The 18,493-nt window shown below is 71.6% G+C and carries 13 protein-coding genes; 7 read left to right on the top strand and 6 right to left on the bottom strand.

Annotated elements, in window-relative coordinates:
* Window positions 1-8: 8 nt before the first annotated feature.
* The 3 genes from WMF24_RS28450 (at window position 9) to WMF24_RS28440 (ending at window position 6,045) form a co-directional block, all read left to right on the top strand.
* Window positions 9-1,400, top strand: a complete 1,392-nt coding sequence (locus WMF24_RS28450; RefSeq protein ID WP_437730548.1) for a hypothetical protein — start codon at window positions 9-11, stop codon at window positions 1,398-1,400.
* A 211-nt stretch (window positions 1,401-1,611) separates the two neighbouring features.
* Window positions 1,612-3,387, top strand: a complete 1,776-nt coding sequence (locus WMF24_RS28445; RefSeq protein ID WP_437730547.1) for a serine/threonine protein kinase — start codon at window positions 1,612-1,614, stop codon at window positions 3,385-3,387.
* A 423-nt stretch (window positions 3,388-3,810) separates the two neighbouring features.
* The gene (locus tag WMF24_RS28440; RefSeq protein ID WP_437730546.1) at window positions 3,811-6,045 is read left to right on the top strand and encodes a penicillin-binding protein 1A; all 2,235 of its coding nucleotides are present in this window, start codon (window positions 3,811-3,813) and stop codon (window positions 6,043-6,045) included.
* 649 nt (window positions 6,046-6,694) lie between these two features.
* Here WMF24_RS28440 and WMF24_RS28435 read toward each other — a convergent pair.
* The 3 genes from WMF24_RS28435 to WMF24_RS28425 form a co-directional block, all read right to left on the bottom strand.
* Complete coding sequence (locus WMF24_RS28435; RefSeq protein WP_437730545.1) at window positions 6,695-8,917, bottom strand: hypothetical protein; 2,223 nt, start codon at window positions 8,915-8,917, stop codon at window positions 6,695-6,697.
* Between the two features lie 295 nt (window positions 8,918-9,212).
* Entirely contained in the window at window positions 9,213-10,154 is a 942-nt protein-coding gene (locus WMF24_RS28430; protein ID WP_437730544.1) for a glycine zipper family protein, read from the bottom strand.
* Window positions 10,155-10,513: 359 nt separating this feature from the next.
* Window positions 10,514-11,473 (bottom strand): RICIN domain-containing protein, encoded by a 960-nt coding sequence (locus WMF24_RS28425; RefSeq protein WP_437730543.1) that lies wholly within the window; start codon window positions 11,471-11,473, stop codon window positions 10,514-10,516.
* A gap of 1 nt (window position 11,474) precedes the next feature.
* Here WMF24_RS28425 and WMF24_RS28420 point away from each other — a divergent pair, with 1 nt between their 5' ends.
* Window positions 11,475-12,020, top strand: a complete 546-nt coding sequence (locus tag WMF24_RS28420) for a hypothetical protein (protein WP_437730542.1) — start codon at window positions 11,475-11,477, stop codon at window positions 12,018-12,020.
* A 20-nt stretch (window positions 12,021-12,040) separates the two neighbouring features.
* Here WMF24_RS28420 and WMF24_RS28415 read toward each other — a convergent pair whose 3' ends face one another.
* Window positions 12,041-12,394, bottom strand: a complete 354-nt coding sequence (locus WMF24_RS28415; protein ID WP_437730541.1) for a hypothetical protein — start codon at window positions 12,392-12,394, stop codon at window positions 12,041-12,043.
* Between the two features lie 538 nt (window positions 12,395-12,932).
* On the opposite strand from WMF24_RS28415, the gene WMF24_RS28410 reads away from it, so the two are divergent.
* Window positions 12,933-13,697, top strand: a complete 765-nt coding sequence (locus tag WMF24_RS28410) for a hypothetical protein (RefSeq protein ID WP_437730540.1) — start codon at window positions 12,933-12,935, stop codon at window positions 13,695-13,697.
* Window positions 13,698-14,171: 474 nt separating this feature from the next.
* Window positions 14,172-15,425 carry an SMP-30/gluconolactonase/LRE family protein gene (locus WMF24_RS28405; protein WP_437730539.1) on the top strand — a complete coding sequence of 418 codons (1,254 nt, stop codon included), beginning with the start codon at window positions 14,172-14,174 and terminating at the stop codon, window positions 15,423-15,425.
* Window positions 15,426-15,573: 148 nt separating this feature from the next.
* Here the strand turns inward: WMF24_RS28405 and WMF24_RS28400 are convergent, their stop codons facing one another.
* Window positions 15,574-15,915, bottom strand: a complete 342-nt coding sequence (locus tag WMF24_RS28400; protein ID WP_437738866.1) for a BON domain-containing protein — start codon at window positions 15,913-15,915, stop codon at window positions 15,574-15,576.
* Between WMF24_RS28400 and WMF24_RS28395 the strand changes: the two genes are divergently transcribed.
* On the top strand, window positions 15,904-17,409 hold the full coding sequence (locus WMF24_RS28395) for a hypothetical protein (protein ID WP_437738954.1): 1,506 nt from the start codon (window positions 15,904-15,906) through the stop codon (window positions 17,407-17,409). The two genes, WMF24_RS28400 and WMF24_RS28395, sit on opposite strands and share 12 nt — an antisense overlap.
* A gap of 367 nt (window positions 17,410-17,776) precedes the next feature.
* On the opposite strand, the gene WMF24_RS28390 is transcribed toward WMF24_RS28395, so the two are convergent.
* Entirely contained in the window at window positions 17,777-18,292 is a 516-nt protein-coding gene (locus tag WMF24_RS28390; protein ID WP_437730538.1) for a hypothetical protein, read from the bottom strand.
* Window positions 18,293-18,493 lie beyond the last annotated feature (201 nt).

Genomic DNA, 18,493 nt, shown 5'->3' with positions numbered 1-18,493 from the left:
GGAGTCCCATGCGACATTCGACATCAGGCGTGTTCACGCTGCTCGGGGTTGTCCCGGCGCTGATCCTCGGTTGTTCCGGCGAGGAGGCGCCCGGCCCCACGGCGGCGTCGCCGACGTTCCATCGGGACGTCGAGCCGCTGCTCCAGGAGCGCTGCATGAGCTGCCATTCCCCCGGGAACATCGCCCCGTTCAGCCTGACGACGTACGAGGCGGCGCGCTCGGTGGCGAACCTCATCGCGCGCTCGACGCGGGAGGGCACCATGCCGCCGTGGGGCGCGGTCGAGAGCGAGGCGTGCGCGCCGCCGCACGGCTGGAAGGACGACCTCCGGCTCACCGAGGACCAGATCGCGATGCTCGAGGCGTGGGCGGCGGCGGGCAGCCCCGAGGGCGATCCTGCGGACGCGCCGCCGCCGTTCGTGCCCGAGGCGCCCGGGCTCCCCGGCGTCGAGCTCGAGGTCGCGCCCGAGGCGCCGTTCGTGTCGAGCGGCGACGCCGACCAGTTCCGGTGCTTCGTGATGGATCCCGGGCTGACGGAGACGCGGTACATGAACGGCGTGCACATCGTTCCGGGCAACAGCAAGGTCGTGCACCACGCGCTCGTGTTCCTCGACACGGAGGGCGCGTCCGCGGAGCTCGCCGACGAGAACGGGGAATACGACTGCTTCGGCAGCCCCGGGTTCTCGGGCGGGCTGCTCGCCGCGTGGGCGCCGGGGGCGGTGCCGATGGAGCTCGAGCCGAACATCGGCGCGGAGATCCCCGCGGGCGCGCGGCTCGTGATGCAGGTGCATTACCACCCGGCCGGGACGACGGCCGACCCGGACACGACGCGCGTGCAGATGCGCTTCACGCAGGGCGTGCCGGAGTACCTGATGGGCTTCGCGCTGATCGGCAACTTCGAGTCTCCGCTGGAGGAAGGGGGCGGGCTCCTCCCCGGGCCGAGCGACGCGGACGGGGTCGAGTTCCTGATCCCCGCGGGCGCGACGGATCACGTCGAGACGATGCAGTTCCGGCTGCCGGCGTCGGTGTCCGACGCGGATGTCCGCCTCTACGGCGCCGCCACGCACATGCACTATGTCGGCAAGGACATGAAGGTCACCCTCGAGCCCGAGGCGCCCTCTGCCGGCGAGCCCGGGGAGCAGTGCCTCGTGCACACGCCGAAGTGGGATTTCGCGTGGCAGCGCGCCTTCTACTACGACGCGCCGATCGAGGATCTCCCGCGGCTCCGCGGGGGCGATCTGCTCACGATGCGCTGCGTGTACGACAACTCCATGGGCAACCCGTTCCTCGCGAAGGCGCTCAAGGAGCAGAAGCTCCCGGCCCCGGTGGACGTGCACCTCGGCGAGAGCACGCTCGACGAGATGTGCCTCGCGGGCCTCGTCTACGTGACGAAGAACCCGTGAGATGAAGAGATAAACCTCGGGCGAGCCAAGAGTCTGCTCGCTTCGCGGGCCGTCCTTCGGCCGCCCTCGACCGGCGGCGCACCCGGGGCGGCACAAGCGCATGCTCCCGTCGTGGGTAGACGAGACCGCGGTGGGTCGTGTAGGATACCGCCTCTGGGATAAGGCCATGGGTTGTGAGGCAGGCTCCCGCCGCGAGAGCTGAATACCGGACATGGACGAACTCGAACTGCAGCGCAGGGTCGGCTCGGTGCTGTGCGGGAAGTGGACGATCGAGCGACTGCTGGGCTCGGGCGGTATGGCCGCTGTCTACGTCGGCGTGCACAGGATCGGGCGGCGATATGCGATCAAGATCCTTCACCCCGAGATCGCGCGCATGCCCGAGCTGCGTGCGAGGTTCGATCAGGAAGCGCAGGCCGTCAACCGGTTCGTGCATCCCGGCGCGGTCGAGATCCACGATATCGACGCGACCGCGGACGGCTGCCCGTTCCTCGTCATGGAGCTGCTCGACGGTGAGTCGATCGCCACGCGCGCCAGGCGCCTGGGTGGGATCGACATGGCCGAGCTCCTGGTCATGGTCGACGGGCTGCTGGACGTGCTGGCAGCGGCCCACGCGCACGGCATCATCCACCGCGACATCAAGCCAGACAACCTGTTCCGCACGCGCGACGGGCGCCTGAAGGTGCTCGACTTCGGCGTCGCCCGCGTCAGGCAGGCCGCGAGCGACTTCGTCCGGACGCGCACCGGAACGACGCTCGGCACGGTCGCCTACATGCCGCCGGAGCAGGTCAGAGGCGACGAGGTCGACGCGCGCGCCGACGTGTTCGCGGTCGGAGCGACGATGTTTCGCCTGATCACCAGGAGGCGCATCCATGAGGCGAGCTCCGACACCGACCTGGTCGTCAAGATGGCCACGCTGCCTGCGCCGCCGCTCGCGAGCGTCGCCCCGGAGACGCCGCCGGGCGTGTGCGCCATCGTCGATCGAGCGCTCGCGTTCAATCGAGACGAGCGCTACCCGAGCGCGACCGTCATGCAGCAGGACATCCGCGCGGTCCTGGCCGGTCGGCCGCCGGCCTTCGCCCTGCGGTTCGGCGCCCCCGCGCCCGCGGCAGATTCGCTCAGCACCGCCACGACGGTGTGGGCGCCGCAGGGCCTCGTCCCATCATCGGCCGCACCGGTATCGGCCGCGTCGGTGCGCGTCTCCGGCGCCGGCGATCTGCGCCCCGCGCCGCCGCCGGCAGGCGGCATGGGGCGGCCCAGCCGCGACGTCCAGGTTGCCAGCGACCGGAGCGCATCGAACGCGCAGGGCGCCCCGGGCGGCGGATCGGCGGTTGCTCCGGCTCATGCCCCCTCCTCGGCCGGAACGGCGTTCACCCAGGCGACGCAGTGGACGGCGACCACGGTAGGTGGACGGAGACTGCGGTGGGCCGTGCTGGCGTTCCCGCTGCTCGCCGCAGGCGTGCTCGCCGCCGTGTATTTCAGCGCGGTGCACGTCGACTCCGACGCGAGATCATCGGCCGCGACCGGCGCGCAGCAGGCGGCCCCGGCGCCCTCCAGGGGCCCCGCCGTCCCGGCGGATCGCCTCCTCGCGAAGGCTCCGGATCTCAGCCCCGGGAAGAGGGGCGACACAGGGTCTCTCCGCCCTGGCCCGCCGAGCGGCGGCCCCGAGGGAGCTCCCGGCGCGTCGCAGCGGACGAGCTGTATGCAGGCGGGAGACTGCCATCATGTGTGCGACGAAGCGTGCCAGATTGAATGTCAGGACGGGACCGTCTGCAAGATCGGAGCGCGCCGAGACGCGCTGGTGAACTGCACCGGATCGGGGATGTACAACATCTGGTGCGAAGGCGATTGCTCGATCAACTGCATCACGGGCGCCCCCTGCATCGTGTACTGCGCCCCTGGCGCCGAGTGCGTCATCGGCGCGTGTCTCGGGCAGATGGAGACCTGTCCTGGCAACGTCACGGTGTGCGGGGCCCCGTGCCCCGGCTGATCGTCGCGTCGCGCTCGTGCGCCGCGCTCACGGCGTCGGCGATGAGGGCGCCACGACCCGCGCGCTCGGGCCGCCGCTCCGCGGAGATCATGGATGGATAGGGACCGGTTCGGCCGTCGTGACGACCTCGTGTCCACCTCGCACGAGGGCGCGGATACCCGCCGTGACGATGCGGAGAACAAGGAGCCGGCGACACAGCTATGGGTGCGCCCGCCGCAGGCCCCTGCGCAGCCGCCCGCGCCAGGCGCGCCGCCGGCGCGGCGGCCCGCGGGCGCTGCTGGTCGGATCGCGTCGGCGCTGCGGGGGCTGGCGAGCGCGCTTCGAGGCGCCGTGGCGGCCCGCCGAGCGCGGGAGCAACCGCCTCCGCACCGGCAAAAAGCGCACTGGAAACGACGCTTGCGGCGGTGGGCGTGGCGCATCGTCATGGCCGCGTCCACGCTGCTCAGCCTCGGACTCCTCGGGTTTGCGGCGCTCCTCTGGTACTACGGCCAGGATCTGCCGCGGACCTCGGAGCTGAGGAGCTATCGTCCGCCCCAGGTCACGCGCATCCTCGCGCGCGACGGGACGCCGCTCGCGGAGCTCTTCGTCGAGCGACGCACCGTCGTCCCGATCTCCGTGGTGCCGAGGAGCATGACGCTGGCCGTCCTGGCCGCGGAGGACGCGAGCTTCTACGAGCACGAGGGGCTGAACTACGTGGGTATCCTGCGGGCGCTCCTCGTCAACCTGCGGTCGGCGCAGGCGCGCCAGGGAGGCAGCACGATCACCCAGCAGGTGATCAAGAACGTGCTCCTCACGCCGGAGCGCACCTTCGCGCGCAAGATCCGCGAGCTGATCCTCGCGCGCCGCATCGAACAGGAGCTCACGAAGGACGAGATCCTGGAGCTCTACCTCAACGACATCTATTTCGGTCACGGGCGCTACGGCGTCGAGGAAGCCGCGCGGTACTACTTCGGCAAGAGTGTTCGAGACGTGCAGCTCGCCGAAGCGGCCCTGCTCGCGGGGCTCGTCAAGGGGCCCAGCATCTACTCTCCGCGCGTCGATCTCGCGCGCGCCGAGGAGCGGCGCAGCTACGTGCTCCAGCAGCTGGGCGACAAGGGGTTCGCGTCGCGCGCCGACGTGGAGGCCGCCGCTCGCCAGGGGATCGTGCTGGCCCCCCCGCCGGAGACCGCTGCCGAGCTGGCGCCCGAGGTCGTCGCCGAGGTCGAGCGCGCGCTGGTCGCCGCGGCCGGCCCGCAGGCGAGCCGCGGTGGGTACACGGTGACGACCACGATCGACCCGAAGCTGCAGGCGGCCGCGAGGGCGGCGGTGCGCGGCAATCTCGACGCGTACGCCGCGCGCCGCGGGCTCGTCGCTCCGCTGAAGCGCGGCAAGGGAGATCCGGCTCCCTTCCAGGGGACGCCCGCGCAGGGCGGCGAGCGCGTGTACAACGGCGTGGTCACGAAGGCGGACGACGCGGCGGGCACGCTCACCGTGCGCGTGGGCACGGCGGAAGGCGTCGTGAAGCTGGAGAGGGCGGCGCGCTACAACCCACGCAAGCTGCCCCCGAGCCAGTTCGCCGAGATCGGCAAGGTCGTGCGCGTCACCTTCGCCGGCGGCGACCCGCGCAGCGGGCGGCTGGAGCTCGCGCTCGGGCCCCAGAGCGCGCTCGTCGCCCTCGACGTCCGGACGGCCGAGGTGCTCGCGGTGGTCGGCGGCTACGACGCCGTGCGCGGCGCCCTCAACCGGGCGAGGTCGGCGCGCCGCCAGCCCGCCTCCACGTTCAAGCCGATCGTGTACAGCTACGGGATCCACACGCGGGCGTTCACCGCGGCGTCGATCCTCGAGACCCAGCCGGCCGCGCTCGGAGGGAAATACAGGCCCGACAACTACGACGAGAGCGACGGACAGTCGCCGCGCCGGCTGCGCGAGGCGCTCGCGAACAGCGTCAACGTGGCCGCGGTGTGGACCCTCGAGCAGCTCGGGCCGGCCAAGGTCGTCGCGTGGGCGCGATCGCTGGGGATCACCTCGAAGCTCGGCGCGGACCTGTCGCTGGCGCTCGGCGCTTATGAGGTGACGCCGTTCGAGATGGTCGCTGCCTTCAACACGTTCGCCGCGGGCGGCACGTACCGCGAACCCGTGCTCGTCCGCAGCATCGTCGGCCCGGGCGGCCAGCCGGTGCCGCTGCCCGGCGCGGCGCCGGCGCGCCAGGTGATGGGCGAGGCCGAGGCGTACATCGTGACGAGCCTCTTGCGTTCGGTCGTCGAGTCGGGGACGGCCAAGCGCGCGCGATCCATGAGCACGCCCGTCGCGGGCAAGACGGGCACCTCGAACGCCGCGAAGGACGCGTGGTTCGTCGGGTACTCGACCGACATCGCGTGCGCCGTCTGGACGGGCCACGACGACGCCTCTCCGCTCGGCCCCGGCGAGACGGGCGGCGCGACCTCCCTGCCGGCCTTCATCGCGTTCATGCAGGAGGCGCACAAGGCGAGGCCGCGCACCGACTTCGCCGCGCCGCCGGACGGCCTCGTGCGCGTGCCGATCGATCCGGCGACCGGTGGGCTCGCGCTGCCGGGCGCCGCGGGCGCGCTCGAGGAGGTGTTCCTCGCGGGCACGGAGCCGACGACGTACGCCGAGCTGCCGTCGAGCGGCGAGGCCCCTGGCATCGTGTGGCCGTTCTGAGCCGGTCAGCTCCAGGGCGCTGACCGCGCGGCGGCACAGCGCCGCCGTCCCTGCTCGAATTCATGGACGTCGAAATTCAACCCCGGGGCTGCCCGGAGCCCGTGGGGTACCTCGGCCGAGGGTGGGGCGGGTGGACCGCCAAGACGCCATGAGACGCCAAGAAAATACAAAGATCTTGGCGTCTCATGGCGTCTTGGCGGTTCCATCATCCCGGCAGGGTGGGGGAACTCCCCCACCACCTGCCGCGAGCCCGCCGGCTGAATTGAAATTCAACCCGGAGGCTTCCGACAGCCGCCGGTTGAATTGAAATTCAACCCGGGGGCTGCCGGGAGCCCGCCGGCTGAATTGAAATTCAACCCGGAGGCTTCCGACAGCCGCCGGCTGAATTGAAATTCAACCCGGGGGCTGCCGGGAGCCCGCCGGCTGAATTGAAATTCAACCCGGAGGCTTCCGACAGCCGCCGGCTGAATTGAAATTCAACCCGGAGGCTTCCGACAGCCGCCGGCTGAATTGAAATTCAACCCGGAGGCTTCCGACAGCCGCCGGCTGAATTGAAATTCAACCGGCGGCCCGTCGTGTTCCTGCTGCTCGCTGGCTGCGCGATCGGGAAGGTTCGGGGGGCGCGGGGAGCGCCCCGGCCGCGTGCCCCTCAGGCCCGCGGGCTCCGCGGCTGGACGAGATCGTCGAGGCCGAGCTCCCGCGCCTTCTGGGCGAGCGCCTCGATCTTCTTCTTCCCGTCGTCGTCGGCGCCCGGCAGGAGCGACGTGAGCATCCCGGACAGCGTGCCGTCCTTGGGCCGCCCGAGGGGCGCGGGGTGGGCCACGAGCTGCTTCAGATCGTCGGGCAGGCTCGCGTTGCCGTTCAGGTAGTCGCCGACGAGCGCGCGCACCGTGGCGCTCTGGTCGACCATCCCGTCGACCGACTGGCCGAGCGTGACCGCCTTGACGAAGCGGTCGAAGAACGCCCCGTCGCCGCCCACGATGTTGATCTTCGCCTGCTCGAACGCGCCCCGCAGCACCTCGGCCTGCGCCCGCGCGATCTCCGCCCGGATGCGCAGCGCCTCGAGCTCCACCGCGCGCTCCTTCTCGAGCCGCAGCCGGAACTCCTCGTGCTCGCGCCCGACCCCGTCGAGCGCCTTCATCGCCGCCGCCTTCTCCGCCGTGCCGGCGGCCTCGGCCAGGAGCCGCTGCTTGATCGCCGTCGCCTCGGCGAGGCCCGTCTTCTCGAGCGCCAGCGCCTCGGCCTCGCGCGTCCTCGCGGCCGCGAGCCCCTTCTGCTCGATGCCGGCGGCCTCGGCGAGCAGCCGCTCCTTCGCGACGAGCGCCTCGGCGCGCCCCTGCTTCTCGATCACCTGCGCCTCGGCCTCCTTCACGAGCGCCCGCGCGAGGCCCTGCTTCTCCTCGCCCGCGGCCGCGGCCGACATCTTCTCGAGCGTCACCCGCGCCTCGGCGAACCCCTGCTTCTCGATCGCCTGGGCGTCGGCCTCCTTCACCCGGATGCGCGCCAGCCCCTCGGCCGCCGTCTCGGCCTGCACGCCCTCGGCGATCCGGATCTTGGCGCGCGCCGCCTTGTCGCTCGCCTCGAGCTCGGCGTCGGCCGTGATGAGCTTCTCGCGCGCCCGGAACTTCGCCGCCTCCTCGCTCGCCTCGGCGCTCTTGATGCTCTTGACGAGCTGCTCCTGCGCCTCGGCCTCGGCGTTGATGCGCACGACGTCCTTGAGGCGCGTCGCCTCGGCCACCGCGCGCACGTCCTTGATGCGCTCCTCCTCCTCGGCCACCGTCTTCTCGACCGCGATCCGCGCCCGGATGACGTCGGCGATGTCCTTCTTCTGGAGCTCCAGCTCCTTCTCGCGCGCGATCTGCTGGAGCGTCACGTCGCGCTCGCGGCTCACGATCTCGAGCTGCCGCGCCTTCTCGACCCGCTCGGTCTCGACCGCGACCTCCCGCTCCTTGTTCTTCTGGGCGACCGAGACGCCGCGCTCCTTCGCCTCGCGCGCGATGAACGCCTCCTCGTCGTTCTTCTCCTGGAGCAGCACCGTCTTCTTGCGCTCCTCGCTCGTGATGCGGGCGGCCTCGTTCTGCTCGCGCGCCTGCGCCACGGCGATCTCCTTCGCCTTCTTCGCCTCGGCCTCGGCCCGGCGCTGCTCGAAGCGGAAGATGGCCTCGTCGGAGTTCAGGTTCTGGCTGCCGATCTCCATCCGCTCCTTCTGGCGGAGCTCGTTCGTCAGCACGTTCTGCGCGACCGTGAGCTCGGTGATCTTCCGGATGCCCTCGGCATCCATGATGTTGTCCTTGTCGAGCAGCTCGATCGGCGTCTGCTCCAGGTAGTCGATCGCCGCGTCGGCGAGCACGAACCCGCTCAGGTCCTTGCCGATGACGTCGATGATGTCGTCCTTGAACTTCTGCCGCTCCTTGTAGAGGTCCTCGAAGTTCAGCCGCTTGCCGACCGTCTTCAGCGCCTCGGAGAACTTCGCGGCGAAGAGCTGCTCGAGCGTCTCGGGGTTCGACGCGCGGGCGCAGCCGATCGTCCGGGCGACGGTGCGCACGTCGTCCTGCGTCTTGTTCACCTGCACGAAGAAGGTGACCTTGATGTCCGCGCGGATGTTGTCCTTGCAGATGAGGCCCTCCTTGCCGCGCCGGTCGATCTCGATCGTCTTGACCGAGATATCCATGTACTCGGCGCGGTGGATGATCGGGATCACCAGCGTCCCGGTGAAGGTGACGATGGGATCTTGGCCTCTCGTGTTGATGATCAGCGCCTTGCCTTGATCCACCTGCCGGTAGAACTTGGCGTACATGACCAGCATCCCGAGAGCGACGAAGGCGAGGACACCGACGAGAGCGATGATGAGGGGGACGGTCAGAGTGGGCACGCGGAGCTCCTTCGCGTTTCCGGCCCGGGGAGGGCGACGGCCCTCGCGTCCGCTTTCGCGTCAGCGAGGGCTCGGCGCCCGGGCCTGAGCCGGGTCGGGGGCCTCACGATGCCCCCTCGGGGAAGAGCGTACACGAAACCGCCAGCGCGCCAGCGTCGTTCAGCAATGTCGCGGCGGCGTTCGGCGACGGCGCCGGCGGGCCCTCGGCGACGGCGCCGGCGGGCCTTCGGCGACGGCGCCGGCGGGCCGTCATCGACCACGCCGGCCGGCCTTCAGCGAGCCCGCTGGCGCGCCTTCAGCGACCGCGCTGGCGCGTGTTCTCGGCGCGCGCCGCCGCGATCGCGTCGTCCTCGGCGCCGTCCGGGGTTGTGTCCGTGTGGGACGCAACCCGCTGGGCGAGGGGAGGCGGCGGCCCGAGCAGGGCGTCGAGCGGCTCGACGCCGAAGACCTCGCCGTTCGGGTCCCAGCTCACCAGCAGCGCGCGGTCGCCCCGGCGGAGGGCGCCGGGCGTGTCGCACCGGACGTCGAGGATGTGGCTCGCGCCGCCCTCCTCGATCACCGCCTGCCCGAAGCGCTCGTCGACGCGGCCGGTGGAGATGACGCACACGCGGCCCACGAGGTCCTTCTTCGCCTGGGCGTGCCGGGTCACGAACAGCGGGGCGATCGGCCGCACCGCCAGCGAGGTCAGCAGCAGCGCGACCGTGAGCGACCCCGCGAGCACCGCGAGGCCGAGCGCCCAGCGCGGCAGCCCCGCGCCGAGCCAGGCCGGCTCGACGAGCATCGTTGACAGGACGCTGGAGAACCAGCCGAACGCCGCGACGAGCGTGAGCGACACGGTCGCCGGCACGCGGTGGAGCTTCAGCGCGACGAGCAGCGATCCGGCGCCGTGCGCGCCGTCGCCCACGTCCGCCATGCCCTTGGCGGAGCCCTCGAGCGCGCCCTTGGCGGAGCCCTCGAGCGCGCCCTTGGCGGAGCCCTCGAGCGCGCCCTTGGTCGCGCCCTCGAGCGCGCCCTTGGTCGCGCCCTCGAGCGCGCCCTTGGTCGCGCCCTCGAGCGCGCCCTTGGTCGCGCCCTCGAGCGCGCCGAGGTCGGGCGCGGCGTCGCCGTGCGCGCCGCCGAGCAGGTCGAGGTCGAGCGCGCCCAGCAGGACGAACAGCCAGTAGATGAGCGCGAGCGCGAGCACGACCGTGAAGATCACGGCGGGGAACATCAACGATGCGGCGAGCACCTCGGTCATGGGCAGACGCGGGCAGGGGCGATGGGCGACGCGGCGCCCCCGACCGGCGCTCCGGATTGGATCACAGCGAGGCGAGGAGCGGGGTCAAATTCCGCCGCCGCGGTGCGCGGCCGAAAATGCTTGACATGGGCCTGACAGGCGCCCGCTGCGATCCGCTCCGATCCAGGGCCAATCGACCTGCGGACAGATCGCCAGGGCGCGAGGAGACAGGCCCGTCTCCCGGCGCCCTGGCTCCTCGTGGGCCGAGTCGCTCGCTCCGCGCGCCAGCAATCCCGCATGGACCGTAACTGCCCTGCCGCCGCGCGCCGCGCAGCTCACGTCGAGGGCCTGAGTCCGTCAGGACTCCCGCGAAGCGGCATTCAGTTGTTCATGCGGAACCGCTGGTTGTCGGCGCCGGTGCACGGCATCTGGACGACGGCCGCCAGGGGATCGGCGCTCCCGTTCGCGATGCTCAGGCACTGGCCGCTGTGCTTGACCTTGACGTAGTGATAGCCGCCTCCCGCGTCCACGAGCTGGAATCGCTGGTTGGGGGCGCTCGTGCACGTCCACTGGACGATGTCGGCGCCAGGGTCCAGGCTGGAGTAGTGCACGTCCAGGCAGAGGCCGCTGTGCCTCGGCTTGATGAAGTAGTGGCCGTCGTCATCGGCGGTCCTCACGAACTGGAAGCTCTGGTTGAGGCCGCCCGTCGGCGTCCACTGGATCACCGGGGTCTCGAGCGCGGTGCTCGAGTAATACACGTCCATCGCGAGGCCGCTGTGCCTGGCGATCAGCGGCGCAGTGAATTCGTGGATGCCCACCGCGCCGAAGTCCACGGTGGTGGTCGCCCACCTCGTGTTGGTCCTGGAGGACCAGAACACGTCCGACCAGAAAAAGTGCCATTCGACGTAGGTGTCCCGTAGCGTCTGGCTGTACTGCAGGGTGACCGGCACCGCGCCCGTGTACTGCGAATCTGCCCGATAGACGATCTGGAAGTGGGGCATCAGCGTCGACTTGGCCAGGGCCGGCAAGTTGCGCAGGTAGCCAGTGTACGGGTTCACGAGGTCTTGCGGTGCGTTGTACGGATTCCCCTCCACGGCGCTCATCCGCCAGGTCCAGTCCCTCCACGTCCCGGTGCTCTGGTCTATCGCGGTGAAGTCGTTCAGCGTGACGCTGTTCGTCGCCGACGTGCTGCACGAGAAGCTCGTCGTCACGGCGTCGGTCCCCACCCCGCCGCCGAGAGAGCAGCCGTTCGTGACAGCGTACGAGCTCATCCCGTTCGGCGAGCTCGGCGTGTGCATGTAGGAGATCAACGGCGCCGACGCGTCCGGCCGGATCTTCACGTTGACCGACTCCTGGAAGTGCTCGCGCGGCGTCCACGCGTGCCTGCCGGCCGATCTGCCCTACTGGCTCGCGCCGGAGCTGTACGTGATGGAGCTCGGCGGGGAGGTCGCGCGCACCGAGCTCAAGCTGGTCGCGCCGCGGGGCCGGCTGCTCGGCCGCATCGGGGGTTGGACCGCGGAGCGGGCGCGCGAGCTCGCCGTCGCCGCCGTCCTCCACGCGCGCGACACGGCCGTGGCGATCCTGTGCGCGGAGGCGGAGGCGCCGATCGCCGATCGAATCGCCGCCTGCGCCGACGTCGCCGCGCTCGAGGAGGCGCTCGCGGGCCCGTCACCATGCAGCGAGCGGGGGAAGCTCGCGCTGGAGTACCTCAGCGACGGGGCGCGATCCCTCGCGTCCCCCATCGTCAGCGTGTACTGCGCCGCGCGGGTCGGGCTCGATCAACGAGGCTACCTCGCGGAGAGGGCGTGGCAGGCGGAGTGGCTCGCCAGGGCGCTGGGGCTCCGGGAGGCGCTCGCCGGGCCCACGCCGGGACACGCTCCTCCGTGACCGCGGCGACGCGCCTCCGGTCAGCTCGCCGTCCAGGTGCCGTTCACTGATTCGCAGATCAGCTCCGCGGCCTCCTCCGTGAACCCCTCCGCATTGTAATAGTAGATCGTCAATGGCTCCTTGTCGCGGGTGAGGACGCAGGTGCCGAGCACGTCGTCCGTGGAGCAGCCATCGACGAGCGTGGCCTCGAGGTCAGCGGAATCCTTGCACTGGCCTTCCTCGCCCTCGATGTCGTCGGTCTCGATCTCGCTGCAGCTATGGACCGTCACGCCGCTCTCGGTGGCGCTGAAGTCGCAGGCGACCTTGCTGGCGGTCTGATCACCACCGCCGCACCCGGCGACGAGCACGAACATGGATACAAGAATGTTGCGCATGGCGAATCCTCCTCGATGAGCGCTTGAAGGCGCGCGAATGGCGGGGCTCCCCGTCGCGCGCCGCCTCCGCGCGTGCAGAGGGGGCCGGCTGGGTCGCGCCTCTCCTGGTCTCCCGGCGCTATGTTCGGAGGCGAGCGCCGGGATCACGGAATCGTCACCCCCAGCCCGTGCGCGGCACAGCTCTCCGCCTGCCTGCACATCCCGAGCGCCGGGCAGGTCCATGACCATGGCTTCCAGGACGGCGCGCCGTGCCTCTCGGCGGAGCTGCGCGCGATCGGAGATATCTCGCTCGCGCGTCGAGGCGGTGACGGGCTCGTCGACCCCTCGACTCCAGGATCACCGAGGCCGATGGCGCTGGCCGCGGCCAGCGTCGCGAGGGCAGCACGGGATCCCGGAACAGGTTCCTTCCGGCCTCCCTCGCAGGTATGGTCGGGCCCGGCGTCCTGGCTGTCGCCCAGGGCGGCCCCGGGAGGTCGCCCGCGCCAGGCCTTCAGGCGAGCTTCGGGCCCGGCCAGATCACCCGCCACGGGAGCTTCCGATGAGAGAGCATGCAGCAGTCCGGACGACAGCGCTTCTCGCGAGGGTGACGGCCGCGGCGCTCGCCCTCGTGTGGGGGAGCGGGGCGTGCAACGCGATCTCGGGGGTCGACGAGCTCGACTTCTCGGGCACCGCCGGCACGGCGGGCGGCGGCGCAGCCGGCAGCGGCGGTGGCACGGCCGGCGGCGACGCGGGCAGCGGCGGCGCCGGCGGCACGGGCGGCGCCGGCGGCACGGGCGGCGCCGGCGGCACGGGCGGCGCCGGTGGCACGGGCGGCGCCGGCGGCACGGGCGGCGCCGGCGGTACGGGCGGCGCCGGCGGCGCTGGCGTCGACATCTCTTACGAGATCGCCTGTGGGAGCGGCAACGTGGCCGTCGGCGTCCACGGCCGGAGCGGCGGCTCGATCGACCGCATCGGTCTGATCTGCGCGCCGCTGGCCGGCGACGGCACCCTGGGCACCGCGTTCCAGACCGTGACCGCCGGCGGCGACGGCGGCTCGCCGGGCAGCGTGATCTGCCCGGAGAGCCAGGTCCTCGTCGGGATCAACATCTGGGTCGACACCCTGGTGTACCGGGTCGAGCTGCTGTGCCAGACGGTCGAAGCGTGGAAGACGGGCGACACCAGCACGAATGTCGTCCCTGGCTTCGGCAACGCCCACAGCACAGCGTTCGTGGTCAAGTGTTCGCAGGGGGGCGCCATCGACAGGATCCTTGGCGACGCCGACCAGCTCGTGCGCTCCGTGCACCCGAAGTGCCGCGGGCTGTGACAGGCCGTTCGCTTCAGTCGTCGATCGCCTGCTAGTACCGTGTCGCCTACGTTCGTCCCTGGTTCCATTGTAAAAAACCACAGAGGCACAGAGGACACAGAGTTTATTTGATCTCTCCTCTGTGTCCTCTGTGCCTCTGTGGTTCAAATTCTTCTCCATTACGGAACCCGGGAGGAACGTGGGCGACGAGGTACTAGACCGAGGTCTCTCGCTCTCCGGATCTCTGGCCTGACTCCTGATGCATGGAACTGGCTGGCTCTCCGTGTGACCGTCGCGCCGCGCCACCGAGGGACAGTCGAGAGGTCCGAGCGGGGAATTTGACAGCCTGGTTGTGATCCATCCTTTCTGCGGGGCGCGGTCCATGACACCGATCTCCGAGCCTAGGTCGAGCTCGCGCCCCCGTGCTAAGAGCCAGCGGGGCGGCCATGTAGAAACCACCGCCGTGCGCTCGGCGCGGATTTTTGGAGGAATGCAATGGAATCCGATGGAATGCAGCTCTCGCTGTGCGGCGAGCCTCGATCGCGCGACGCGGCGCAGCGGGGAGCGCGTCGAGCGCGGCGGGTCCCGCTCGCGCTGGCGGCCGCGCTGACAGCGCTGTTCGGCGGCTGCGCCGATGACACGGGAGAGGCGCCGTCGAGCGGCTCCGGGGCAGAAGCGAGCGCCGGGTCAGGCACGACGGGCTCGGGCGGGGCGCCCGCGTCGAGCAGCGGAGGGGGCAACGCCGGCGCGGGCGGGACGCCCGCGTCGAGCAGCGGAGGGGGCGACGCCAGCGCGGGCAGCGGCGCTGGCGGCGATCCGAGCCCCGCCGGCACGGGCGGCGGCGGAGGCGGCGGCGGCGTCGGCCCGGCGTCCATCTGCCCGGGCGGGCCGTATGCGGCCGAGGCGATGCCCGTGAACGGCCGGCCGCAGCTCGTGCGAGGAGGGTTCAACTACGTCGAGGGGCCGGTCTGGGTCGCCGAGCTCGGGGCGCTGTTCTTCTCGGAGATCCTCAGGCAGTCGGCGAACCCGCCGCCCCTCAACGGCCCGCGGGCGACGATCCACAAGCTCACGCCGCCGGGCACCATCGAGGTGTTCCTCGACAGCAGCGGGACGAACGGGCTGAGCATCGACCGCGACGGGAGCCTCGTCGCCTGCACGCACGACACGCGGAGCGTCTCGGTGTTCGACCTCGCCTCGAAGGAGCGGCGCCCGGTCGCCGAGCGCTACATGGGCAAGCGGTTCAACTCGCCCAACGACGTCGCCGTCCGGAGCGACGGCAACGTCTACTTCACCGATCCCTCGTTCGAGCTCACCGGCCAGCCGGAGCTCCCGACCGCGGTCTACCGCGTGTCCCCGTCGGGCGAGGTGAGCGTCATCGACACGATGGAAACCCCGAACGGGGTCGCGCTCTCGCCGGACGAGGGCGTGCTCTACGTCGGCGACTACAACAGCGGCCGGATCCGGAAGTACACGCTGCAGCCCGACGGATCGGCCGGCCCGTCGTCCGAGCTCGCCTCGAACCTGGCGCGAGCCGACGGGATGGGCGTCGACTGCGCGGGCAACCTCTACGTCGCCTGGCGCGACGGCATCGAGATCGTCGCGCCGGGCGGCGCGAGGCTCAGGACGATCCAGGGCGTGGGCGCCGCGTCGAACGTCGCGTTCGGCGGGGCCGATCGGAAGACGCTCTACATCACCGCCGGCAGCTCGCTCCACGCGATCGAGATGAACATTCCCGGATACCCCTACTGAACGTCGATTTCGCGCCCGGGGGGCAGCGTCTGCCAGGATGCGGCGTGCCCGAGCTGGTCCGTGATGGGATGTCCCGCCGCGCGCCCCGCCCGTTCGCGCGGCCGCCGCGGAGGTCCGGCCAACCGTGGCCGGACCTCTGGCGGGCGAGCTACGAGGCGTTCCGGCGCGACTCGTTGTTCTTCGTCTCCGAGGACGACGTGGCCCCGGAGGAGGTGAGGGCGCCGGACGTGCCCGCGGCAGCGCCCGACGACGCGGTGGTCGAGCGCTCGCCCGACGACAGCCCGGTGCTCGTCTTCGTCTCGCTCTGCTGCTGCTGCTCGCGGTAGAGCCGGATCTCGTTCCGCACCTCGGTCACGCCCGAGACCCGCTCCGCCAGCGCCTCGAGCTGGTGCTTGAAGCGGCGCTCGCGGACCGTCCCGGAGAGGACGACCTCGCCGCTCTGCACCTTCACCTCGACGTCGCTCGCGTCGAGGTCCGGGTGGTCGGAGATCTGATCGCAAATGTCCTCGCGGATCCGGTCGTCCGAGCGCTTGTACCCCTTGGGCGGGCGACCGCGCGAACCGCTGAGGCTTCCGCCCTGTCCGACGGTCTCGAGGAAGCTCCGTCCTCCGGCGCCCTGTCCGCCGGACCGGTAGCCCTGATCGCCGTAGCCCTGTCCGCCCCAGCCCTGTCCACCCTGGTCGCCACGGAAGCGCGGCTCCTCGTAGCCGCGGTGCTGTCCGGACCGCTCGGCCCAGCCGCGCTCGTCGTCGGCCCACTGCCGGAGACCGCCACGAACTCCCTGGTGCTGGCCTCCGCCGAAACCTCCCTGGCCACCGAAGCCGCCCTGGCCGCCACGAGGTCCACCCTGGCCACCGAATCCACCCTGGCCGCCGAAGCTGCCCTGGCCGCCGCCGTAGCCGCCTTGGACGCCGCCGAATCCACCCTGACCGCCGAAGCCGCCCTGGCTGCCGCCGTAGCCACCCTGGCCGCCGTAGCCACCCTGGGCGCCGTAGCCACCCTGGGCGCCGTAGCCACCCTGGGCGCCGTGACCGCCCCGGCCGCCGAGCTCATGCTCGCCGCCGAAGTAACCCGGCCTGCTCTCGTGGCCGCCGAAGCCGCCTTGGCCGCCACCGAAGCCGCCCTGGCTGCCCCCGAAGCTGCTCTGGCCGCCGCCGTGGCCGCCTGGGCTGCCTCCGAATCCCTGGCCCCCGAAGCTGCCCTGGCCGCCGCGGTAACCGCCCTGGCCGCCGCTGAATCCGCCCTGGCCGCCGCGGTAACCGCCTTCGCCGCCGCCGAAGCCGCCTTGGCCGCCGTGGCCGCCCTGGCCGCCGCCGAAGTGACCTTGGCCGCCGTGACCGCCCTGGCCGCCGCCGAAGCCGCCCTGGCCGCCACCGAAGCCGCCCTGGCGGCCGCCGTGGCCGCCCCTGGCGCCAAGATCGTCGCGACCTCCTCGCTGGAAGTCATCCCGGCTTCCGCCCTCACCGTGGCCCCAGCCGTGGGCAGCGCGGTGCTGGCCGCCGAAGTCCTCGCGCTGTCCCCAGCCGCGCTCCTGCCGGCCCTCCCAGCCGCGCTCGCCTCCGTGGCCGCGCGCGCCCAGGTCGTGGCCGTGTCCGCCGAACTCACCCTCGTAGTCTCCCCGCTCGTGGCCGCGGCCGCCGAAGTCCCGCGGATCCGGGCCACCACGGAAGTCGTCGTGGCCGCTTCGGGCGTGACGGTGGTCGTCTCGCTGGAGTACTTGCTCGTAGTTGCCACGGTGGCCGTAACTAGCATCCCCGGTGGCTCCGCGCTCGCTGCGATATCCTTCATCGCCTCGTTGACCCTGGTGTCTCCCGAATCTCTCGTCGTCGCGTCCCCGGCCGCCGCTGTACTCCTCGTCGATCCATCCCTGACGATTCGGCATGACTCTTCCGCCTTTCTCTGCAACACGAGCGACAGATCGGCGAAACCCTGTCGCTCCGGTTGTGATCCAGTGGACGCTCGACGGCACGCGGGACAGCAGTGATCGGGCCGCCTGGTTCGCGCCTGTCCTGTGCCGCGTCCCTGAGAACCGAGGCCCGATGCCCCAGCGCGGTCGGACGTCGCAAGGGGTATTCCAGATCCGCCGGGACGTGTTTCGTTCTCTTTTCGTGACGACTGCGCCCCATCGCGCGCGCGCGGAGGTGCAAAGTGCCTCATGCGCGAGCGACAGGGCGCCCCATCGAGACGTTGTGCCACAGGGGCGAGGACGTCGATTCGGGTGGTCCCTTAGTCCTCTTCAGGGTTCCATCGATGCTCTGCCGCCGCGGTCGAGCGAGCCCTGGATCGAGGCCTGTCCAGCGCGAGAGGACGCCTGACGGCCGCTCTTGCCCGGGCGCTCGCGTCTCCTGCCGTCAGCGCGGCGCGCGAAGCGCCTCGAGGATCCCGTCCAGCCGCTCGAGGATCGCCTGGTTCTGCTCGTGCAAGGCCTGCGACGCCGGCGCGCCGCCGGGCGGGCGCAGCGTGGAGCCCGCGAGCGGCGGGCCGAACGTCATCGCGAAGGAGGCGATGGCCTTGCCCGCGGGCGTGCGCGCGAACACGTCCGTGTGGGCGCCGGACAGGCACGTCGAGATGAACAGCACCGCGTCGACGAAGCGCGCGCACCGCGGGTTCTCGCCGTGCTCGGCCTGGTAGAACAGGTACGAGCACCCGAGGACCATCGCCGCCAGCGCGTCGAGCGGATCGCGCGTCACCGCGCTCCGGAGGCGCTGCTTCAGGTCGTCGTACGACAGCTCGCCCGCCCCGCCGGCGGCCAGGCCCAGGCCGAGCAGGGCGAGCGCGCCGCGCAGCCGCTCGTCGCGGCCGAGCGAACGGGCCGCCGCTGCGTCTCCAGGGACCTTGCTCGCGGCGCGCGGTGACGTGTCTCCCAAGGCGTGCCCTCCCGGACGCGCCGCCGGCCGCGGCGCACGCTCCATGTCTCGCACGGATGCGGGCGGAAGGGAACCGGCGGGGGAGGGGACCCGGCCGCGCGCCCCGCGGCCACCGAAATATCCTGCGCGCGCCGCGCACCGGCGGCTACCCTCGCGCCTGCCCCGGAGCCGCCGCGCCGGCCCGGACAGGCGTGACCCGAT

Origin of the sequence: Sorangium sp. So ce1335, from assembly GCF_051521615.1 — a bacterium.
Lineage (GTDB): Bacteria > Myxococcota_A > Polyangia > Polyangiales > Polyangiaceae > Sorangium.
The sequence above is the reverse complement of the archived record's forward strand: the minus strand, read 5'-3'. Positions and strand labels throughout refer to the sequence as shown.